This window comes from Rossellomorea vietnamensis, assembly GCF_008180615.1.
Classification (GTDB): domain Bacteria; phylum Bacillota; class Bacilli; order Bacillales; family Bacillaceae_B; genus Rossellomorea; species Rossellomorea vietnamensis_D.
In genome coordinates, this window is the sequence record NZ_VTEH01000002.1 from 307443 (window position 1) to 328626 (window position 21184).

The 21184-nt window shown below is 43.1% G+C and carries 19 protein-coding genes; 3 read left to right on the forward strand and 16 right to left on the reverse strand.

Features of this window, described 5'->3' with window-relative positions; all coding sequences use genetic code 11:
* Positions 1–320 precede the first annotated feature (320 nt).
* Positions 321–1385, reverse strand: coding sequence for a bifunctional 3-deoxy-7-phosphoheptulonate synthase/chorismate mutase (locus FZC79_RS04740; protein WP_148945690.1), 1065 nt, complete (start codon positions 1383–1385; stop codon positions 321–323).
* A gap of 424 nt (positions 1386–1809) precedes the next feature.
* On the opposite strand from FZC79_RS04740, the gene FZC79_RS04745 reads away from it, so the two are divergent.
* On the forward strand, positions 1810–3960 hold the full coding sequence (locus tag FZC79_RS04745) for a cell division protein FtsA (protein ID WP_148945691.1): 2151 nt from the start codon (positions 1810–1812) through the stop codon (positions 3958–3960).
* Between the two features lie 43 nt (positions 3961–4003).
* On the opposite strand, the gene ytxJ is transcribed toward FZC79_RS04745, so the two are convergent.
* Genes ytxJ through FZC79_RS04760 form a run of 3 tightly spaced genes read right to left on the reverse strand, consistent with a single transcriptional unit; the run spans position 4004 to position 5423 of the window.
* Positions 4004–4318, reverse strand: coding sequence for a bacillithiol system redox-active protein YtxJ (gene ytxJ / locus FZC79_RS04750; RefSeq protein WP_252183244.1), 315 nt, complete (start codon positions 4316–4318; stop codon positions 4004–4006).
* 59 nt (positions 4319–4377) lie between these two features.
* Positions 4378–4884: a YtxH domain-containing protein gene (locus tag FZC79_RS04755; protein ID WP_148945693.1), complete on the reverse strand. Its 507-nt coding sequence runs from the start codon at positions 4882–4884 to the stop codon at positions 4378–4380.
* A gap of 26 nt (positions 4885–4910) precedes the next feature.
* Entirely contained in the window at positions 4911–5423 is a 513-nt protein-coding gene (locus FZC79_RS04760) for a DUF948 domain-containing protein (protein WP_148937980.1), read from the reverse strand.
* Positions 5424–5704: 281 nt separating this feature from the next.
* Between FZC79_RS04760 and FZC79_RS04765 the strand changes: the two genes are divergently transcribed.
* Positions 5705–6820 (forward strand): aminopeptidase, encoded by a 1116-nt coding sequence (locus FZC79_RS04765; RefSeq protein ID WP_148945694.1) that lies wholly within the window; start codon positions 5705–5707, stop codon positions 6818–6820.
* Positions 6821–6898: 78 nt separating this feature from the next.
* On the opposite strand, the gene FZC79_RS04770 is transcribed toward FZC79_RS04765, so the two are convergent.
* The 12 genes from FZC79_RS04770 to FZC79_RS04825 form a co-directional block, all read right to left on the reverse strand.
* Complete coding sequence (locus tag FZC79_RS04770; RefSeq protein ID WP_148945695.1) at positions 6899–7414, reverse strand: YobA family protein; 516 nt, start codon at positions 7412–7414, stop codon at positions 6899–6901.
* Between the two features lie 152 nt (positions 7415–7566).
* Positions 7567–8580, reverse strand: a complete 1014-nt coding sequence (locus FZC79_RS04775; RefSeq protein WP_148945696.1) for a hypothetical protein — start codon at positions 8578–8580, stop codon at positions 7567–7569.
* Positions 8573–9124 (reverse strand): sigma-70 family RNA polymerase sigma factor, encoded by a 552-nt coding sequence (locus FZC79_RS04780; protein WP_252183245.1) that lies wholly within the window; start codon positions 9122–9124, stop codon positions 8573–8575. Before FZC79_RS04780 ends, FZC79_RS04775 begins: the two co-directional genes overlap by 8 nt.
* A 194-nt stretch (positions 9125–9318) precedes the next feature.
* Complete coding sequence (murC, locus tag FZC79_RS04785) at positions 9319–10629, reverse strand: UDP-N-acetylmuramate--L-alanine ligase (RefSeq protein WP_148945697.1); 1311 nt, start codon at positions 10627–10629, stop codon at positions 9319–9321.
* 194 nt (positions 10630–10823) lie between these two features.
* The gene (locus FZC79_RS04790; protein ID WP_148945698.1) at positions 10824–11489 is read right to left on the reverse strand and encodes a hypothetical protein; all 666 of its coding nucleotides are present in this window, start codon (positions 11487–11489) and stop codon (positions 10824–10826) included.
* Positions 11490–11501: 12 nt separating this feature from the next.
* Positions 11502–12605, reverse strand: coding sequence for a nicotinate phosphoribosyltransferase (locus FZC79_RS04795; protein WP_148945699.1), 1104 nt, complete (start codon positions 12603–12605; stop codon positions 11502–11504).
* Positions 12606–12809: 204 nt separating this feature from the next.
* Positions 12810–16115, reverse strand: coding sequence for a DNA translocase FtsK (locus tag FZC79_RS23540; RefSeq protein ID WP_252183246.1), 3306 nt, complete (start codon positions 16113–16115; stop codon positions 12810–12812).
* 261 nt (positions 16116–16376) lie between these two features.
* The gene (gene ytpR, locus FZC79_RS04805) at positions 16377–16982 is read right to left on the reverse strand and encodes a YtpR family tRNA-binding protein (protein WP_148945700.1); all 606 of its coding nucleotides are present in this window, start codon (positions 16980–16982) and stop codon (positions 16377–16379) included.
* Between the two features lie 2 nt (positions 16983–16984).
* Positions 16985–17791, reverse strand: coding sequence for a DUF1444 domain-containing protein (locus FZC79_RS04810; protein ID WP_148945701.1), 807 nt, complete (start codon positions 17789–17791; stop codon positions 16985–16987).
* A gap of 431 nt (positions 17792–18222) precedes the next feature.
* Positions 18223–18534 carry a thioredoxin family protein gene (locus FZC79_RS04815; RefSeq protein ID WP_148937989.1) on the reverse strand — a complete coding sequence of 104 codons (312 nt, stop codon included), beginning with the start codon at positions 18532–18534 and terminating at the stop codon, positions 18223–18225.
* 1 nt (position 18535) lies between these two features.
* Positions 18536–19552, reverse strand: coding sequence for a PTS transporter subunit IIC (locus FZC79_RS04820; protein ID WP_148945702.1), 1017 nt, complete (start codon positions 19550–19552; stop codon positions 18536–18538).
* 226 nt (positions 19553–19778) lie between these two features.
* A complete protein-coding gene (locus FZC79_RS04825) occupies positions 19779–20291 on the reverse strand; it encodes a hypothetical protein (protein ID WP_148945703.1) in 513 nt (170 codons plus the stop codon).
* Between the two features lie 178 nt (positions 20292–20469).
* Between FZC79_RS04825 and FZC79_RS04830 the strand changes: the two genes are divergently transcribed.
* A complete protein-coding gene (locus tag FZC79_RS04830) occupies positions 20470–20916 on the forward strand; it encodes a YtoQ family protein (protein WP_148945704.1) in 447 nt (148 codons plus the stop codon).
* Positions 20917–21184 lie beyond the last annotated feature (268 nt).

The following is a 21184-nucleotide window of genomic DNA, read 5'->3' on the forward strand; positions in this document are numbered from 1 at the left end:
TCAATTTCGTTTTAGCTTATCCCTTATCTTACACTAATTTACCATCTTTAATAAATCCGGTGAAAAATTCAACTCGTCCCCATTATTATATAGCTATATCATACTTGACTGCGGGCGTATCTGCAATCAATCCACACTTAATCCCTACCCGAATAGACGTTCTTTAAAAATATTTTCCGTTATCAAAGCAGCCATTTAAAAAGAATTCTAAGAAACACTCTGGATAACTGCCATGGCGTCCCACTTACACGAATGCTTCCAATGTGTCCAACAAACTTATACTAAAAAATGGCCATCATATAGATGACCACTTTGCCTGGCTATTTAACCGCCGTTAACTCTCTATAGAAATGATCAAACTGCTCCAGGTTCATTTGCTGTGCAGCATCCGACAGTGCAACAGCCGGATCTGGATGAACCTCTGCCATCACACCGTCAGCTCCTATTGCAAGTGCAGCTTTGGCCGCAGGCAGCAATAAATCACGCCGGCCGGTTGAATGGGTGACATCGACAAAAACAGGAAGATGCGTTTCCTGTTTTAAAATAGGCACCGCGGAGATATCAAGGGTGTTCCTTGTAGCCCGTTCATACGTCCGGATTCCTCGTTCGCAAAGAATGATATCTCCGTTTCCTTGGGAAATGATATATTCTGCTGCATTCATGAATTCCTCAAGAGTTGCCGATAGTCCCCTTTTCAAAAGAACAGGCTTCCTTGCAGATCCAGCAGCTTTCAGTAATTCAAAGTTTTGCATATTGCGGGCACCGATTTGAATGATATCCACGTATTCACATGCCGCCTCAATATCGGCTGGATTGACAATTTCACTGACCACTGCAAGATTGTACTCGTCAGCCGCTTTTCTCAAAATTTTCAATCCTTCCATACCCAGCCCTTGGAAATCATAAGGAGAAGTACGTGGTTTAAAGGCTCCTCCGCGGATAAGGTTCAGCCCTTTCCCCTTGATCGCGCTTGCAACCTCAGCGACCTGGTCATACGATTCAACTGCACAAGGCCCGAAAATGAAATGTGGATTTCCATCACCAATTTCCTCACCCTTAACTTTGACAATCGTGTCTGAAGGCTTTTTCTTCCTGGAAACCAACAGTTCTTTTCGATGGTTGTCCTGAAGCAGGTCAAGTCCGGCTTTGAAAACCTCTTTAAAAATATGTTCGATCGTCGTGTTGTCAAAAGGTCCTTGATTTTGGTCAATGATATAGTTGAGCATATCCCTTTCACGAACAGGGTCAAAACGGTTCATACCCTGTCTTTCTTTTACCCTTCCAATCTCCTGGACAAGGCGGGCGCGTTCATTGATATTTTCCAACAGTTTTAAGTTTATATCATCAACCTGGCTTCTCAGCTGATCGAGTTCTTTATTACTCACAACCCAACATCCTCTCTGCACTGGCTTCCTATTTATTTCAATTTGCCGTTTTCGTTTAGATTGTTGCTTTCGGGATAACCCTTGGGTTCTCTTTTCCCTTCTTAAATGCAATTCATTCTTGCTTAAATATTTGAAGCTAATGATGGTGGCATGTTGCTTCCGAATGAAGAAGCAGAAAAGTTTAAGAAAAGAATTTTAAATTCCCACACTTCGTACTTTTTTCTTAAAAGTATGATACATTTTTTATAATAGGATTTATTATAATGGAATGTAAAGTAAAAGTCACGGAAAACACTTTATCCTTTCAACGCATTCACGCGTTAAAGTGTTATTTAGTGTTTTTTTGATAGTGTAAAATACATCAGCCAAGAAGCTGAGAGCAAAATAGGAACTCATTGAAATAGATTAAAGTGGGTGTTGTAATATGCCGGATGAAAAGAAAATATTCGCATTGGATATCGGTACAAGGTCCGTAGTGGGCATCATCCTGATTGAAAATGAAAACAAACAATTTGAGGTCATTGATATTCTTTCACAAGAACATAAAGAGCGTGCGATGCTCGATGGGCAGATTCATGATGTACCTGCTGTTGCTTCTGTCATTTCTTCTATAAAAGCAGAAATGGAGAAAAAGCACGGCCCTCTTCAGAAAGTGTGTGTAGCTGCAGCGGGGCGGGCTTTAAAAACCGAGACTGCCAGTGCTTCCATCACTATATCAGGAAAACCTCTCTTGACGCAGGAAGACGTACTTCATTTAGAGCTTAGCGCTGTACAGCAGGCCCAGGCAATAGCCGCGCACGACGAAGACCAGACATATCATTACTATTGTGTTGGCTACTCTGTTCTCTATTATAAGCTCGATGGTGAGGAAATTGGCAGCCTTGTCGATCAGCAAGGTGATCAAGCCTCAGTGGAAATCATTTCTACCTTCCTGCCTAAAGTAGTGGTTGAATCCCTCCTGGCCGCATTGAACAGGGCCGGATTGGAAATGGAAGCTTTGACGCTCGAGCCCATTGCTGCCATTAATGTCCTCATTCCCCCATCCATGCGAAGGTTGAATGTCGCACTTGTCGATATCGGGGCGGGGACATCAGACATCGCTTTGACGGATATGGGAACGATTATCGCATTTGGAATGGTTCCAACTGCCGGAGATGAAATCACAGAAGCAATCAGTGATGCCCTTCTCCTGGACTTTCCTCTTGCCGAAGAGGCAAAGAGAGAACTAATTAGCCAGAAATCCATAACAGTCTCTGATATTCTTGGGTTTGAAACAGAGATTTCCCGTGAAGAAGTCGTTTCTCAGATTTCCCCAGCCATCGATCATCTGGCTCAGCAAATCAAAACGGAAATTCTTAGACTTAATAATGGAAAACCGCCTAAAGCAGTTATGCTGGTCGGCGGCGGAAGCTTGACACCCCAACTTCCTGAGAGGTTGGCTTCTGCCCTTGAGCTTCCCCTTAACCGGGTGGCAGTGCGTGGAACTGACGCTATTCAGGACTTGCAAATCATCGACAAAGTGTCAAACGGCCCTGAACTTGTCACCCCTATTGGAATTGCGATAGCTGCCAAAAAAGCTCCTGTCCAATACGTGACCGCCTATGTGAATGAACAGCCGATACGATTGTTCGAAGTAAAAGAACTGACCATCGGAGACTGCCTGCTTGCAGCTGGTTTAAAAATAAATAAATTGTACGGAAAGCCGGGAATGGCCATGATTGTCTCTGTAAACGGACAGTCCATTACACTTCCGGGAAAACACGGAAAAGCCCCTGCCCTATTGAAAAACGGAAAAAAAAGCAGCATTGACTCCCCTATTCAAAACGGAGACAGAATTACCGTGATTAAGGGCGAAAATGGAGAAGAGCCAGCCATTAAAATCAATGATTTAATAGAGACACAGCCTGAAATTACTGTAACCATTAATCAAAAGGTTTTCTCATTCCCAATGAATCTGATGGTCAATGGTAAGCCATCTTCGTTGGATAATTTAGTTCAGGACAGAGACACAATTGATGTAGAACCGCTTCCTTCAGCAGAGTCGGTTTTGAAACGGACTGGACACGAAGAGCTTACCAGGCATCTTAGGACATTCCATGTTACCATCAATGAGAAAGAAACCTTCATTCCCGCTTATTCCGGCAGGCTGACAGTTAACGGAAGGGATGCACGACTATCGGCAATCATCAAAAACGGGGATGTCATTGAAGTATCAAAACCTGAATTACCAACTTTAAAAATGATCACAGAGAAAAAACAATTGAACCTTAGTCATAGGATTACCGTATTCTTTAATGATAAAGAACTGGAACTTTCCAAAGAAGCTGCCGAAGTGTTCCGTAATGGAGAAAAGCTTGAAGAGGAAACTTTGATTTACACAGGGGACAAACTGACGTCCATTATAAAAGAAACAGGATCATTTATCTTTCAGGATCTCTTCAGACATATTGAAATCGAGATGCCTTCCAACGCTGGAGGAAAATTTCTTCTAATAAAAAACGGAGAAGAAACCACTTTTTATGAAAGCATACAGACCGGTGATAAACTTGAAATCCGCTGGCCGTTATCTGTTTAATAACAAAAAAGACTGAAGGTTATGTCCTTCAGTCTTTTTTGGATTATACACTTGCCAATTCCTTGCTGGTAATTTTCCAATGCGATTCGTTCCAAACCGGCTTACCGTTTTTAAACAGGAAAGCCTGCGGAGATTCATGTTTAATAGCAAATGTCTCAGCAATATGGTTAGATAAATCCCTTGATTCCTGAACAGCTAAATAATAGGCTTCCTGTTCACCTGTTTCTTTTGCAAACTTTTGGTATTCATCAAATGCACTGCCGCTGATCGGACAGGTTAAGCTGTGTTTCAGAAAAAAGAACTTATCTTTCTCTTCTAGAAGCTGGTTGAATTCTTCAATGGTTTCAATCTTTTTCACTATTCCCGCTCCTTTCAAAAGAAGGCGGTGAGGCTGTTTCGCCTGCACCGCCATCCATCTTATTGTTTGATTGTCTGCTCTGTATCATCAAATGCTTTTTTCGTTTCTTCCAGCTTTTGATTAAGCTCTTGGGCATCATTTTGCTCAGTTTCAACAGGAAGCTGTTCTTCACCTGTCACTTCGCTGCTATCTTCATTCTTACCTGATTTCACTTTATTAACCAGGTTAGTGGACTGTTCTTGTACAGTCTTTGTAATTCCTGAAGTTTTTTCTTTTGCTGCTGAAGCAAGTTCATTGCCCCGCTCCATAGCTGTCTCTCTCCACTGGCCGCTTTTTTCTTTTAACGTGCCGGCATGTGTGTTTAGATCATCACGAAGTTCTTTTCCGGATTTCGGAGCAAGGAATAGAGCTGTTGCTGCTCCTACAATTCCGCCAATCAAGGAACCAATCAAGAAATCCTTGGCATTGATGCTCCCTTCGTGAGTAGCGTTATTATTATTATTTGTTCCGCCGTTTGGGTGGCCATGGCTCACCTGGTTTTTGTAAACATCATTTTGTTGAGTCATCTTAACATCCTCCCCTGAATTAAATATTAGTTCTGTCTTGCTCTGCGAATCATTTGTTCGCGTCTGTCAACCTCTGCAGATGCTCTCGCTTCTTCAGCTGCATAAGCATTCCTGGTGCCTTGATAAGGTTTTTCCTTCGTCTTCCACTTATCGCGAAGCTCCATTGCTGCTTTTCCCCATTGAACAACCTGGGAGATTCTTTCTTGATTCTTCTCTAAATTTGTGGAAATTGAAGTGGTAACCTTTTTAACAGATGAATTTAACCCTTGAATCGAACTTCCAACATCTTTCACAGCATATACAACTGTGTTCAATTCTTCTGACTTCTGCTGGATGTCCTCTGCAAGCCTGTTGGTCTTATGTAGAAGATCAGCAGATTCCTTTGTTACTCCCTGCAGCTGTGTTTCCAAACCATCGAGGGTATGGGAGACACTATCTAAAGTCGTTTGTACCGACTTAAGGGTTTTTGTCAAACTAATGACTAATACTAAGAATGCAATGGCAATCACTGCGACACTCAAATATAAAATAATCTCCATTTCATCAGCACCTCCTGTTTATAGAAATTCTTTACCCGGCACTGAGCGTCCTTAAACACTAGTTTCTCCACGGGAACATGAATATCCTGCTAATTTCACAGATTATTATTTCCCGTTTTAGTTTTTCTAGTTATTTTGTTTCGGGAATATGTCCGGATATTTGATACCGGCACAGAATAATTTTTAAAAAATATATACTTTATCGGTTACAATATGAATAGGCTTTACACATCCTTAGCCTAACAAGGCATAAGGAATATTTATTTAGGAGGAATACATATATGAAAGACCCTAGAATTGAAAAGCTGGCCAAAAATTTGATTCAGTACTCTGTCCAGTTACAAATAGGTGAAAAAGTATTAATTGAAAATTTCGGCCTGCAGCGTGAACTGGTAACCGCTTTAGTAAAGGAAGCTTATGCCGCAGGAGGATATCCTTTCGTGTCGCTGAAAGATCATGCAGTCGACCGCTCTCTATTGATGGGCGCCCAAGAGGAACAGTATGAGATGATGGCTGAGTTTGAGGCCGGCGTAATGGATAAGATGGATGCCTATATCGGGCTTCGTTCTGGAGACAATATCAATGAACATGCCGATGTTCCGGATGAAAAGATGAAAATCCAGGGAAGCACTGTCGGTAAGAAGGTTCACCGCGAAATTCGTGTTCCCAAGAAAAAGTGGGTGGTGCTGAGATACCCGAATGCATCAATGGCCCAGCTGGCGAAAATGAGCACAGAAGCATTTGAGGACTTCTACTTTGATGTGTGCAACCTTGATTATGCGAAAATGGACAAAGCGATGGACGGCCTGGTTGAATTGATGAACAAGACAGATAAAGTCCGTATTACAGGTGAAGGAACTGAACTTACTTTTTCTATCAAAGACATTCCAGCTGTTAAGTGTGCGGGCCGATTGAACATCCCGGACGGAGAAGTATACACTGCTCCTGTAAAAGATTCAGTGAACGGTACCATTACTTATAACACACCGTCTCCTTATCACGGCTTCACTTACGAAAACGTGAAACTGACTTTCGAAAACGGAAAGATTGTATCCGCTGAAGCCAATGATACGGAAAGAATCAATAAAATCTTTGATACGGACGAAGGCGCACGTTTCATAGGTGAATTTGCCATCGGGGTCAACCCTTATATCCTTCATCCAATGCAGGACATCCTGTTTGATGAAAAAATTGACGGCAGCTTCCACTTCACACCAGGAGAGTGCTATGAGCAGGCTTATAACGGCAACCACTCTAATATCCATTGGGATATGGTCATGATCCAAAGACCTGAGTACGGCGGAGGAGAAATCTATTTCGATGATGTGCTGATCCGCAAAGATGGCCGCTTCACTCTTCCTGAGCTGGAGCAGCTAAATCCGGAAAACCTGAAATAGGAGAGTAAAAACTAAGAGGGACTGCAAACAATAGTGCAGTCCCTCTTAGTTTTTCATCAAAGCCTTTACAAGATTATTTCACTTATCCTCCACGTTAACCGTATATTCCTTATAACTGTCAGTGTTCTTCAAAATAATAGACCATTGATCTTCATCGGAATTATAAGAAATGGACTGTGCAGTTAAAATTTCATTTTCAAGAACAGTCTTAGATAATGCTCTATTTAAGGCCTCAGCTTCGGAAAGCGTGGCACCTTCTGGAGAATAGCTTCGCATCACTTCTACCTTCCCAGCAGCCGCTTGACCTGGATAGGAGGTGTCCATTCCGCCATCAAACCATATCTTCACTTGTTCTCCTACTTTAACCTCTGCAGGTGCTTCACTTGCCCATACAGCATCATAGAATTCTTCTATACCGCCATTTTCACTGTAGTCTTTAGCTTCTGTACTGACAACTAAAATCTGTTGTCCTTCCTTATCCATTACATATCCAGTTATCCCTGGTTCTCCGCCATCAGTATTACCAGTTTCATTACTGCATCCACCTAATATAAAAAGCATAAACACCGTTGAATAAACGAATATCTTTCCCATTTGCAGCCCTCTCCTCCCATGTGACGTATTGAGCTGCTAGTAGTTTCAATAACGGTTAGCGGCTCAACACCCTGTCTTTACTAGATTACCAGCGTCAGTTCTTATCTGAAATATCTATTTAATAAACCCTGAAAGTAAGAGATATATTCGGTTTATTCCTCAATCTCATACACCAGTACATCAAACAGCTCATCTCCATCGTACAACAGGAAAGCCCATTTGCCTGGTTTTGGTATGGTGACTGCGCAAGGTACATGGGCATCAGCTCCATTTACCGCACTGCCTAGCTGCATGGTCCATTTCCACCCATTATCCAAGATAGGGTAAGCAGTTTGTGAACTTTCATGAAACCCCACCACCGTTAAATCTGAAGTTTTATTTCCCCAAAGATGCCAAATCCATTTTTGCGGTGTCAAACTCGGCATATCGATACCTATGACACCTGATTTATTCTCATTTCCAATAATTCCCCCGTTAAAGTTGACCGCTTTCCTATTCCAGTCAATTTCTTCAAAGTCCTGCTGCTCTACAAAACCTGGGATATTTTCCGGCAGCTTTATTCCTTGTGGTTCATTAACAGACAAAATGACATCTCCATAAAATTTCCCATCTAGCAGGACCTCGTATTTCCATAGGCCCCCATAAGGGATTTCAAAACTGGCTGTATAACGCTGCAGTGAACTGTAACCAGGGGACGGTTTCCTTATTTTTTCTGAAGCTGCTGCAATAATTTTTTCCCCGGTCTCTTTGTTGTGAGCATTAATTGTTAACTCCTTTCCTTGATAGGTCTCGAAGGGCTCCTGGAAGCTGAAGAGATATCCGGAAGGTTTTCCAGCTGTCAGCCCCGGTTCGGAAATGATGCTGAATTTTTCATTATCGTTTTGACCATATTCATCGCGAATTGCCCAGTCTTCCACCGCTTCAAGGTGAGAACTCTGATTACCTTCTGAATTCGGCATTGAGTGAGTGGATAATAGAACTAGCATAATTGCCACAGTTGCTGCTGATAAGGAGAATATCATAAAACGGTTAGGCTTCTTTTCAATGGTTCTTGTCTCTGAATGGATGGCTGCTTTCACCCTTTGTTTGTGGGTTTCTGTAAAATGGGACCCCTTATGGGTTGTGGCGTCCATCGCTTTCTTAAGGTTTTCAAGTTTGTCATTCATGTCTTTTCCCCCTCTCCAATACATTTTTGAGCTGGGTTCTTCCTCTTTTCAATCTTGTTTTTACCGTGTTGGAGTTCATGTTTAAAATATCGCCGATTTTGGCAATTGACAGCTCTTCATAATAATAAAGAATAATGACTTCACGGTATTTTACCGGCAGCTCCAATACACTCTTGGAAAGTGTCTCTTCCTCGCTGCGTTCAATTAACAACATATCAGGCGGAGGATCGTTGGATTTAAAGATGGTGAGAAGACTTGACTGAACAACTGTTTTTCGATAAGAAGCGCTTTTTAACATGTCCTTAGATTTATTAATGGTGATTCTGTATATCCATGGTTTAAAGTCAAGGATTTCATAGAGCTTGTCGTACTGATGGCAGCAGACGACAAATACATCCTGAACAATATCTTCTGCTAATTTCCAGTCTTTAACGTAGTTATAAGCCATCTTTGTCAAATTTTCACCGTACCTATCCATAATAGCCTCAAGCCAAGCATCTTTTCTGGCAGGAAAATCAGACTCATTTTCTGTGAGACTGGTCAAAAGGTTCTCACCCCATTTTCTTCTTTACTGCTAAGACGATTCAGTTGCCAGAAGGTTTCATAATTTCATAAGAATTTTCTTTATCGCTTTACAGCACGAAGAGGGACTGTCCCTATTTACGCTTTAAAGCGTAAAAGCACTAACACTAAAAAAGCCGCCAGCCCTTATGCAGGGCTGGCAGCTTAAAAAGATCTCTATTCTACGTGGTTTCTAAGTGTTTCTTCATAGGCTTCCTGGAATTTTTGGACATCCCCGGCCCCCATGAATATTAGGACACCATTTTCGTGAGCCATTAATGGCTTGGTATTATGTTCATCGATCATTTTAGCATTCTCGATTTTGCCCCTAAGGTCATCGATGGAAAGTTTTCCATGATTCTCACGTGCAGAACCAAAGATTTCGCATAGATACACCTGGTCGGCTTCCGATAAGCTGTCGGCAAATTCATTCAGGAATGTCTGAGTCCTTGTGAATGTATGAGGCTGGAAGACAGCTATGATTTCTCTGTCTGGATACTTCTGCCTTGCCGCTTCAATCGTCACCTTGATTTCAGTTGGGTGATGAGCATAATCATCAATCAGAATCTGTTCGCCGATTTTCTTCTCGGAGAATCTTCTTTTTACCCCTTGGAAGGAAGCTAATCTTTCCTGCACAATCTCTGTATCAAGATCCTCGTAATGACAAAGGGCGATGACAGACAGGGCATTCAGGATGCTGTGGTCTCCATATCCAGGAATTGAGAACGAAGCGAAAAATTCATTTCTCACAAAGACATCGAAAGTTGTTCCATCCGGATTCTTATTGACATTTCTTGCCTGGAAGTCATTTTCTTCGGCAAATCCATAGAAAAGGACAGGAACCTTTGCTTGTATCTTTTGCAGGTGTTCATCATCCCCGCAGGCAATGATCCCTTTCTTAACTTGCATCGCCATCTCCTGGAATGCCTGGAAGACGTCATCGACATTCGCAAAATAATCAGGGTGGTCAAAATCGATGTTCGTCATGATGGCATAGTCTGGATGGTACGACAAAAAGTGCCTTCTGTATTCACATGCTTCGAACACAAAGTACTCCGCATCTTTTTCACCTTTGCCCGTTCCATCTCCGATCAGATAGGAAGTAGGCTTTGCGCCTCTGATGACATGTGCGAGAAGACCGGTAGTTGATGTCTTTCCATGTGCACCTGTAACGGCAACAGAAGTGAACTCCTGCATGAAATCACCCAGGAAACTGTGGTATCTCGTCACCGGGAGGCCTTGTTCCACTGCCTCTTCAATTTCTTCATGTGTATCTGGGAATGCATTACCCGCTATAACACTCATGTCCGGCCCTATATTTTCCTTTTGAAAAGGCAGGATTTTTATTTGAGAATCTTCAAGAGACTTCTGTGTGAAAAAATACTTTTCGACATCTGAGCCCTGTACTTCATACTCCATATCGTGAAGCACCTGGGCAAGCGCGCTCATTCCAGATCCCTTAATTCCAACGAAATGGTATATAGTCATATTAGAACCTCCAACAATCATCTATCTGTAAGCAGTATATGACATTAATCCATTTTTGCCAGCAGGCAAATCTTGACCAGCATGCAAAAATGTAATTGCTTAATGAACAACAACCCGCTTCAGTATCGACCGTATTATAATGAAAAGATTATATCATCTTTTTATGCCAGTGGCTATGAACGACAAGTATGACTTTATAGTGACATAGCAATGAACCGGGCAGCATTTTCCTTCAAAAAGCCCCGCCACGCAATGCCCCTATCCATGCTTCTATTTTCATAATGGTCCAATAGGCCTCTGAATATTTCTCCATCCTTTACCCTGAAAGCAGGCCCGATTAACATTCCTTTTGAAAGTAAAGGGATTTTTCTTATAAAAGCCAAATCCCCGGATTTCAGTGTCCCTTCATGAGTAAAAGGGCTTACAACCACTTCTTTGTGCTTATGTAGGATATTCTGTACAATTGTTGAATTTTCATAGCAATCAATTTCCAGCACTTCCACGGGTTCCCATGCGACGGTCAAAAACAGGGCGCCGAGCATCCTGTCTGTTTCCGTCATCCCATCTGCTTTTACCTGGAGAAACTGATGAAATACAGTCTTGTTTGCTGCTGTCTTATAATCAAATAGAAGCCATTGCCTGAAGAGCGTATCCAAAGCAGAACCTGATTCAGCTGGTTCAAGAGATAAGGAGAATTTTTTGGAGAAAATGAATTTTGCTCTTACCTTCTCACGAATATTGGTCTCTCTTTCCAAGTACAGCAGGCTCTGGGTATACAACTCTTCTGTATGCCTTTCAGCCTGCTGCTGCTTTTTGTCCTTATAAGATGCTAAATTGATCAGTGGTTCTTTTTCCTTCACATTAAATCACACCTATTGCCATTCGACTTTCTCTAAACGTTCATTCCACCTGAATTTTCTTCCGGTTTTTGCCTGCGGTTTCCCGTCCAGGATGACATTATCGCCGGTGAAGCCGATATGGACCTTTAAAAGACTGCCCCCGACACCATACATATCCACCGGTATCTCATTTTCCTCAAAAGAGCGGATACGTTCTTCTGTAAAACCGCCTGATACGACAATTTTGACATGGTTGAAGCCTTCCGCATCCAATTCCTCACGCAGGGCAAGTATCAATTCCGCATTGACGCCTCTTGGATCGAACGTCCCAAGCAAGTGCTGATTTCTTACGAAGTATTTGTCAATCATCGTGCGTGAGGTATCAACGCGAACGCCTTTCAATTCAGAACCAAAAGCCCTCGCCACTTTAAGCGCATCATCGATGACATCATTATTATAATCCACAAGCGCAATCAATTCGTCCTCCGGAAACGTTTCCTTGTATGCCTGCGCAGCAGCTACAATGTCTCCATTGAAGAGCTGTATGAGGGCATGCGGCATCGTACCCATCCCCTGCTTGCCCCACCATTCATTCATGGCGTGGGTCGCCTGGGCGGTAGATCCGCCGATAAAGGCTGCGTAACCATCCCCAGCCTGCTGGGTATAATGGTCATCACGGTCTCCCATGAAAATGACCGGTTTTTTCTTTCCTGACAGAGACGCCGCTTTCATCAATTTGTAGACATTTGTTGCGACCGATGTTCTCCGCCCAAGGATACCATCGATGATTCCTTCGAGATAACCAAAGTCCTGATAACGTCCGGTAATGGTCAGTACTGTTTCGAATGGAGCAATCTTGTCTCCATCCTTCAGTGAATGAATTTCGAGGTCTTCCGGATTATCAGCGAAAGTATGCAGTAGAGCAATGACCTCATCTGTACCGCAGAGAACAGCATGTTCCTTTTGGAAGAATTGCATTGTGACTGTGCTCTCTGATTTATATTTCCTTGCTATTTCTCTTGTTTTTAAAAAATAAACAGCCGAGAACCAGCCTTCCTTGACCCTCTCATCAAACTTGAAAGTGTCGTTGGTCAATCTATTCAGTTTCCCTTGAAGTTTCAATTGAATTTCCTTCATCCTAAAAGCTCCTTACCATCAACTGTACACATCTATTGATTGTCATTGACTGAGTAATAAAGGAACACCAACCACAAAAATAGTTCCTTAAAAGTTAACGAAACAAAAAAGCGAAGAACGAACTGGGTACATCCTTCACTTTTTTGCTATTAGGTTACTTGTATTCATTTTATTATAGTTTCATTCTTTTAAGAATACCACTTCTTAGATCATTGTACTAGTGTCTTGAAGCTCTTCAAGTTCCCTAGAAGAAATTAACACATCTCTCGGTTTGCTTCCTTTTGCTTCTGACACAATGCCGTGGCTTTCCATCATGTCCACAAGCCTCGCCGCACGGTTATATCCAACACGGAAATGCCTCTGGATGAGCGAAGTGGAAGCTCCGCCCTGGTTGACTACAAACTCACACGCTTCTAGGAACAACTCATCTTCCTGTTCATCCACCTGAGCCTTTTTCAGCAACTCATCCTGCTGGAACAAGTAATTCGGCTCTCCCTGTTCTCTGACATGATGGACGATTTCATCAATTTCATCGTCAGAGACGAAAGTACCCTGAAGCCTAACCGGCTTGGACGATCCGTTTTCAAGGAACAGCATATCACCCTTCCCAAGCAGCTTTTCCGCTCCACTTCCATCAATAATGGTCCTGGAATCCACTCCTGAAGAGACGGAGAAAGCAATCCGTGTCGGAACATTCGCCTTGATCAAGCCTGTGATGACATCCACAGATGGACGCTGAGTAGCAATGATCAGGTGAATTCCACATGCCCTTGCTTTTTGAGCGATTCGGCAGATGGCTTCTTCTACATCAGCAGGAGACATCATCATCAGGTCTGCCAGCTCATCGATGACAATTACCAGATACGGCAGCTTTTGGCTCTTCTCGCCGTTTCTTTCTGCTTTAAGGTTGTAGCGGGTGATATCCCTGACTCCTGTATGAGCAAACAATTCGTAACGTCTTTCCATCTCCTCTACTGCCCATTTAAGAGCGGCGGTCGCAGCTTTAACATCTGTGATTACCGGGCTCACCAGATGAGGCATGCGGTTATAAGGAGCCAGCTCTACCATTTTTGGGTCAATTAGCAATAACTTCAGATCCTGCGGAGATGCTTTGTACAACAGGCTCACCAGAATGGAATTGATGCAGACACTTTTTCCTGATCCCGTTGCACCCGCAATCAGTCCATGGGGCATCTTGTTCAGGTCCGTGACAATTGGCTCTCCTGATATATCAAGGCCCAATGCCGCTGTCAGAGGTGAAGAGCTGTCCTGGAATGGGCTGCTAGAAATGATCTCACTTAGTGAAACCGGACGGCTCTGCTGATTCGGGACCTCGATTCCGATGGTGTGCTTGCCGGGAATAGGAGCTTCAATCCGGATATCTCTTGCAGCTAAACTCAATTTGATATCATCAGCCAAATTCGTGATTTTGTTCACTTTCACGCCAGGTTCAGGCTGAACTTCAAATCTCGTTACGGCAGGTCCTTCTGTTACATTCACGACACGCGCCCTGACATTGAAGTTCACCAGCGTATCATTCAGCAGCTCTCTTTGAGCTTCAAGCCACTCACCACTCGATTCCTTCACAATCGGCGGAGCAAGAAAGTTCAGCTGAGGAAATTCATAGCCTTCTTCCTCTGTGGGCTCGTCCGCCAACTCTTCATATTTTTTCAAGGTAGTATCATCCTGAATTTTCTCTTCAGCAGCCGGCTTAGTCACGGAGGCTGGTTCTGACTTTGGCGGATGAACCATCTTCCTTTTATCCTGCTTCAGCATTAATACATTGAAGGGCAGGTGTGACCGTTTAGAAGGACTTTCTGATGGTTCTGGCTGGCTGCTTGATTTCTCTTCCGCAGCAGCAGGCTCAATACGTTTCTCCTCTTCACTTTGAGAAAGAACAGGTTCCGGGTCATTTTCTGAAGACTCTAGTTCCTCATCGAAAGCAGATTCCTCAGGATTTTCTTCTGGATATTCTTTAGCCTCTACCGCAACAGGGCTTTCGTATTGCAAATCATCTTGTTCCGGTTGATCTTCTTCATTATGACTTTGCAATGGAGCCTCATCTGGCGCCGCCTCCGCTGCCTTGACCACTGCTTGGTCAACTTCAGCCTCATTTACTGGTGTTTCCATTTCATGGTCTTCGGGCTGTTCAGCATTCACGGCGTTATCTGCCTTCATCTCTTCGAATCGTTTTTTTCGATCCATCATCCGCTTATCCTGCTTCAGCATCAAAACATTGAAAGGCAGATGCGAGCGCTTGGAAGCCGGCTGAGGTGATTGTTCGGGTTGATCCTGCGTGACTTCCTGGTCTTCCACTGATTCTGCACCGTCTATAAACGGCTCTGCTTCCATTGCTTCACTCTTTAAGGCCACGTCTTCAAAAGCTTCACTAGGCTCTTCAGCCGTTTCGGTCAAAGATTCCTCCACATCCGGCAATCCAGGTAAGGAGTCTGGAACTTCCTCCGTTTCAACAGGCTTGGTGATCTCAAAATCCTGCTGTTCTTCTGTTTCAATAGCTGTGTCTACTGCAAAATTCTCTTTAACTGGAGGCTCTTCAGGGGTTTCAACTGTCACTTCGGTTTCATCTGGCTGAAAATCAGAAGATTCTTCAACGTGTACGTCATTCGCCTCTACAGGCTCTTCAGCCGTTTCAGTTAAAGCTCTCTCATTTTCAGGCAGGAAAGGGAATGAGTCTGAACCAGTCTCCGTTTTAACAGGTTTGGTATCCTCAAGAACTTGCTGAGCTTTAGTTTCAATAACGGCTTCAACTTCAGAGTCACCTTTAACTAAATGAGCTTCAAGGAGTTCCTCCGGTATTTCTGCTTCAGCAGACACAAGTTTAGATGATTCTTCAGCAGGTACGTCACTATGTAATCTCTCTGGCTTGGTTTCTTCCATGAATTGCAATGGCTCGAATTCATCTATTAAAACTTTTTCTTCCTTACCCATATTATTAAGATCTTTGTTTTCGTTAGAAGGACCTGTATAGTCTTCTGAGCGTAAATCCTCTGAAATCCGACTCTGTGGTTGAGACGGATCAACAGCCTTTTCGGATTCTCTCCACAATCTTGGTTCATGGCTTTTCAGCTCAAATTGAATCGGATCCTTTTGTGCCGGTTTACTGAAGCCGTAAATAGGCGAGGGAATTTCCGTTGGACGGAAAGGACGTTTAAAGGGATCTCCCTTTTTTTCAGAAGCCTTCTCTTTCTTCGGGCTGCCTTTTTGGATCTTGGCTTCTTCCTCAGATTGTTTCTCTTTCTCTTGAGAAGGGCTGCGCCTCTGCCTTCTCTGCTCTGATCGATTCTCTCTCTCTTCTCTTCGTGCTCTCCCTTGATCCGGGATGACCGGAAACCTGAATTCTCCTTTAGGATATTGATAGGAGATCCTCGCTTCAATGTCTTTGTTTTTTTCATTAGGTGCATCTATATTTCGCTCTTCTTTATAAGAGGCTTCATCTGATTGAATAGGTTCATCTTTTAATCTGTTAAAAACTTTTTTAAGCCAACTCAAATGTTATCACTCTCTCTACTGTAATCATCTCTTTATTGTAACAGTTAAAAGAAAAAATTCGAGTAAAATCACCAGAATGGGAGATTTTGTCCATAATTGGTTTCCCAAGCCATCTATTTTTGTGTGACATGCTGCTCAGGTTGTCCGTACCTCTGCACTATACTTTCCTACAAAAAAATTGACCCTCCGGAATGAACTTCCCTCTGAGTCAATTTTTTGTTGAATTATTATCAAATAGCAGCAAAGTTTACGAAAAGCCTTTTAAACAGAAAACGGCTTTCCGACTTGTGCATCATCTTCAAGAACCAGTATGCCCTTTTCTTGAGGGGCATCCGGAAGATCCAGCTCCTTCGCAGAACAGATCATGCCTGATGAAGCAACGCCTCTCAACTCGGCATCCTTTATAAGCATCCCGCTAGGCATAACAGCTCCTACTTTCGCAACAACCACTTTCTGTCCACTGTCGATATTCGGGGCACCGCAGACAATCTGCAGCGTTTCTTCCCCAACATCCACTTTGCAGACACTCAATTTGTCTGCATTCGGATGCTTTTCTTTTTCCTGCACATACCCTACAACAAACTTAGGAGAGAAGTCAGCCTGAAGCTCTTCTTCAAAACCATTCTTTTGGATGGCTTCATTGATTTCCTTCAGCTTGTCCTGATTCATTTCCACTTGCCCATTGCTGTCAATCTTCATATAAGAAGAAGCATTGAACAAATTAAATCCGATCGTTTCGCCGGAGTTTTCATCAAAGATTCTTACCGCGTCACCTTTTTTGTCAAAGGACTTCTCACCTTGAAAGCCAGGAACCATTGAAATGATTAAAGTGTCCCCAATGCCTTCCAAATTATAAAATACGTTCATTCTTATTTCTCCCTTCCAGATTTACGGTCTTGAGCCAATATAAAAATCGGTTCCAATTCGTTATCTTCATAAAGAAAAGATAAAGAAGTAATCGGAACTTTTCCGTTTGTAAAAAAGCTCATAGTCAATTCAGCAAGAATATCATACCCTGTTTCATTTCTGATGTCACCAATAATCAGGACATCCTGATGAGGAACGGAGATCGTCATTTCTCCTTCAGTTTTCTCCTTCATTTCCTTAAGGAATGAAGCATTTAGAATCCGGCTCGCATCATAGCCGTCATTCGTGTTCAAGAAATGAAATACATTACCGGCAAGAGTATCCTGCTTCAGCTTAACTGGAAGTGAACGGAGGTTGAATCGTGCGGCTTCCTTCACTTTCTCCGCTGTCCATTTCTCTGCCTGCAGCAACTTCTCGTCAATCATGCGGTATGTAGAACCAAGATCCACCGCATAATAAATCCGTGTTTCCGCCGTATGATCTTCCGTTATAAAAGGCACATCCTCGTGTGTATCGGCCGGAAATGAGGTTGAGCGGATAACCGGAAAGATCTTCTTCTCTTTATCCGTCAGCGTATGTTCGTACCCCATCACATCCAGGGCCTCTTCCACATAGTAAACTACCTCATCGACGGCTTTCTCTTCCGAAACTTCCCACTTTGCAACAATCGGTGCCAGCGTGACACTGATTCCTTTTCCAGTATTGATATTTTCTATTCGCAAGACCTCTTTCTCTCTGTCAAAAAGAAACTTGCGGTCAGGTGAAGAAAGCCTCTCTTCAAGCTTCTTCCTCATTTTCTTAGCATCCATTCAATTTGTCCTCCTTTTCGTCAGGAGCATACTTTAATCGTTCTTATTGTACAATAAACAGCCTGTTATACAAAATGAAAGGGATAGATATGCAGGGCTTCATTGTTAGTGGTGTATGGGATGGGGATTTTCTCTTTAATTTAGCCGGGGCTTAATCACCATGCTTGAATCCTCAATTCCTTCTGAAGCAGGGTGTTTTCCGCCTAATCACCATGCTAGAACTTCAAATCCCTCCTGAAGCAAAGTGTTTAACGTTTTAATCACTTTTTAAAACTCGGGATTCCTACAGTGGAGCAGTGTTTAAGATTCTATCGCCAAACGAACATCATTCTAATCCATCGACAAATTTCGGGGCGTGACTGTCACGCACGCATGCATACTTCCATGCATAAAAAAACAGAGGAACACGGGTGCTCCTCTGTTCAAGACTATTACAGCCCTTGAATGAACTCTTCGATCTGCTCTTTCGTTTTTCTGTCTTTGCTGACGTACCGTCCTAGTTCTTTGCCGTTATCGAATGCAACGAAGCTTGGGATTCCGAATACGCCCAGGTCGGCACACAGATCGATGAATTCATCTCTGTCAACGTATACGAATGTGTACTGAGAGTTATTCTCCTCGATTTCCGGAAGAACCGGATCGATCACACGGCAGTCAGGGCACCAGTCTGCTGAAAACATGAATATGTGCTTTCCTTCGCTTTTCATAGAGTTGAATTCTTCCATGCTGGATAGTTTTTTCATCTTATTTCCCTCCTGTACTGATGTACAGCTGGTCTGATTTGATCCAGCCGATTTTTCTCATATAAAAAGATATTACCAGCGTAAGCAAGGCAGGTCCAACAATATGCAGCACCAAAATCTGTATCCAAACCTGACCGGAGAAGCCCATCGTTTTCAGCGTCATGATTTGCCCAACAAAACCACTCGTTCCCATGCCGGCACCTGCTGCATTGTTCTCCATGACCCATATCGTCGTCCCGATTGGAGCAAGGATCATTCCGGCTAACGTCGGTGGAATAAGAATCCGCGGATTCCGGACGATATTCGGCACCTGAAGCATGGACGTCCCGATCCCTTGTGCAAGCAGGCCGCCGAATTTATTTTCACGGTAACTCATGACCGCAAAGCCGACCATCTGGGCACTGCACCCTATCGTTGCTGCCCCTGCAGCCACTCCGCTGAGGTCAAGCATCAGGGCGATGGCTGCTGATGAAATCGGTGCTGTCAGTGCCAACCCCATCAGAGCCGCTACCAGAATTCCCATAATAATTGGCCTCTGTTCTGTTCCCCATTCAATCCAGCTGCCGAAAAGAACCATAAATTCTCCAATCCACGGTCCTATCAAAGCTGCCGCCGTATAACCCGCCGTAATGGTTACAAGGGGAGTGACAATGATGTCCACCTTCGTCGTTTTACTGACTATCTTTCCAATTTCCGTTGAAAGCACAGCCGCTACATAAGCACCAGCCGGACCTCCCAGCGCTGCTCCTGCTGCTCCCGTAACGACGGCTGCAAAAAGAACAAGCGGAGGTGCGCCAAGTCCATAGGCAATCGCTGCCCCAATTGCTGGCCCCATAAGGCTGATGGCCAGGTCCCCCATCTCGATAAGAAAATTGAAATTCAATTGTTGTCCAATCGTTTTTATAATGAGTCCTATAATCAAGGATGAGAACAAACCGAGAGCCATAAAGGACAAAGCATCAATAAAGTATACCTTTGCTGAAGGCTTGACTCCTTGTCTTTCCAAAAATTCTTTCATGTTGGCCTCCTTTTACGCGTTATCAAACAGAATCATTTACTAGTGTAAAGACACATGTCACAAAAGTCCACTATATTATTTCCTCTTAGCCTTTGTTTTCCCTTAAATCTACAGAGTATGAGTTATTTTCTCGCTATCACAACTTACTTATCGCCAAGAGAGCAATAGGAAAAAGAGCAAAACAAAAACGCCTGATTGACTAACCAGGCGTAATAGATAATAAGCTTTATTTATTTTTAACAGAAGAGACGACTTCCATCATGAACTCACTATCGTTCACCAAATCATCTTTAACAGATTGGGTTGTCATTTTAGTACCGCCGATTCCAGCAGTCAATTCAAATTGTTCCTCTTCCACTTCCCGAATCAAAAAATAACCGAATCGGTCATCGTCCCTGAAAGTCTCCTGTTTTACTATGCTGGCTTCATCCTGTACTGAAAGTTCATAAAGCTGCTCACTATCAGAAGAAACATTCTGATTATAAAATAAAATATAAGTATGATTTCCATTCTCTATAATAACGTTATTAGCATTTTTCTCTTTGATGGTTGATCCAGATGGGAGATTAAAATGAAAGTTCTCTGTTTCCTCAGATGCTTCTTCAATAGGGCTTTCAAACGTTTCTTTTACAGCTTCCACCGCTTCTTCCTGACTTTCCTCCAGTGTTGCACTACTGCAGCCTGCTGTCAGCATAAGCAAAAAAATGACAGAAAACTTGAATATGATTGATTTTGACACCCATATCACTCCTTATCCAGCACTCGTTCTTTTCTATCATACCCCTCAAAAAGGCCTATTGACAACCCTCTTTTTATTAAGATTCCCCATCTTTCGACAATTTATGAGAACCTTTACATTCGTTTCCCTTTTTCATTCATGGTAAAATAAAACAAAATCATCATAAGGAGGCTTTTTTATGGAACTGACAGTCTATTTAGCAGGAGAAATACATAGTGATTGGAGAAGCGAAATCAAAGAAAAAGCTAAAGCACTACAGCTTCCCCTTTCATTCGTGGGACCCATGGAAAACCATGAACGCTCAGATAATATCGGGGAGGAAATACAGGGAGCACAACCAGGAGCTGTCTTTAAAGATGACGCGGCATCAGATCTCAACAATTTACGCACAGAAATTCTAATGTCTAAAGCAGATTTGGTCATTGCCTTATTCGGAGAAAAGTATAAACAATGGAACACGGCTATGGACGCAAGCGCCGCCATCGCTAAAGGCAAACCCCTGATCCTCGTCCGTCCGCAAGAACTGCATCACCCGCTTAAAGAACTGTCCAATAAAGCAAATGTGACGGTTGAAACAGTCAACCAAGCCATCAAAGCTCTTTCTTATATTTTCGAGACAGAGTAAACAGGACGGATCAATTTTTTTGAAGAGGCTGGGACAAAACCATAATAAAAAGCTCTCTTCGCAAAGATTGTGGCTGAGTAAAAAGAATGGATTTCCGCTCCAGGTGCACGACTCCGCGGGGCGGGCGGTGAGCCTCCTCGGCTTTGCCTGTGGGGTCTCACCTGTCCCGCTAGTCCCGCAGGAGGTCGCACACCTTCCGCTCCAATCCGTCTACGTTCAGGAAAAATCGATAAATAACCTTAAAAGCAACATCTTTCAAATAGAGCCA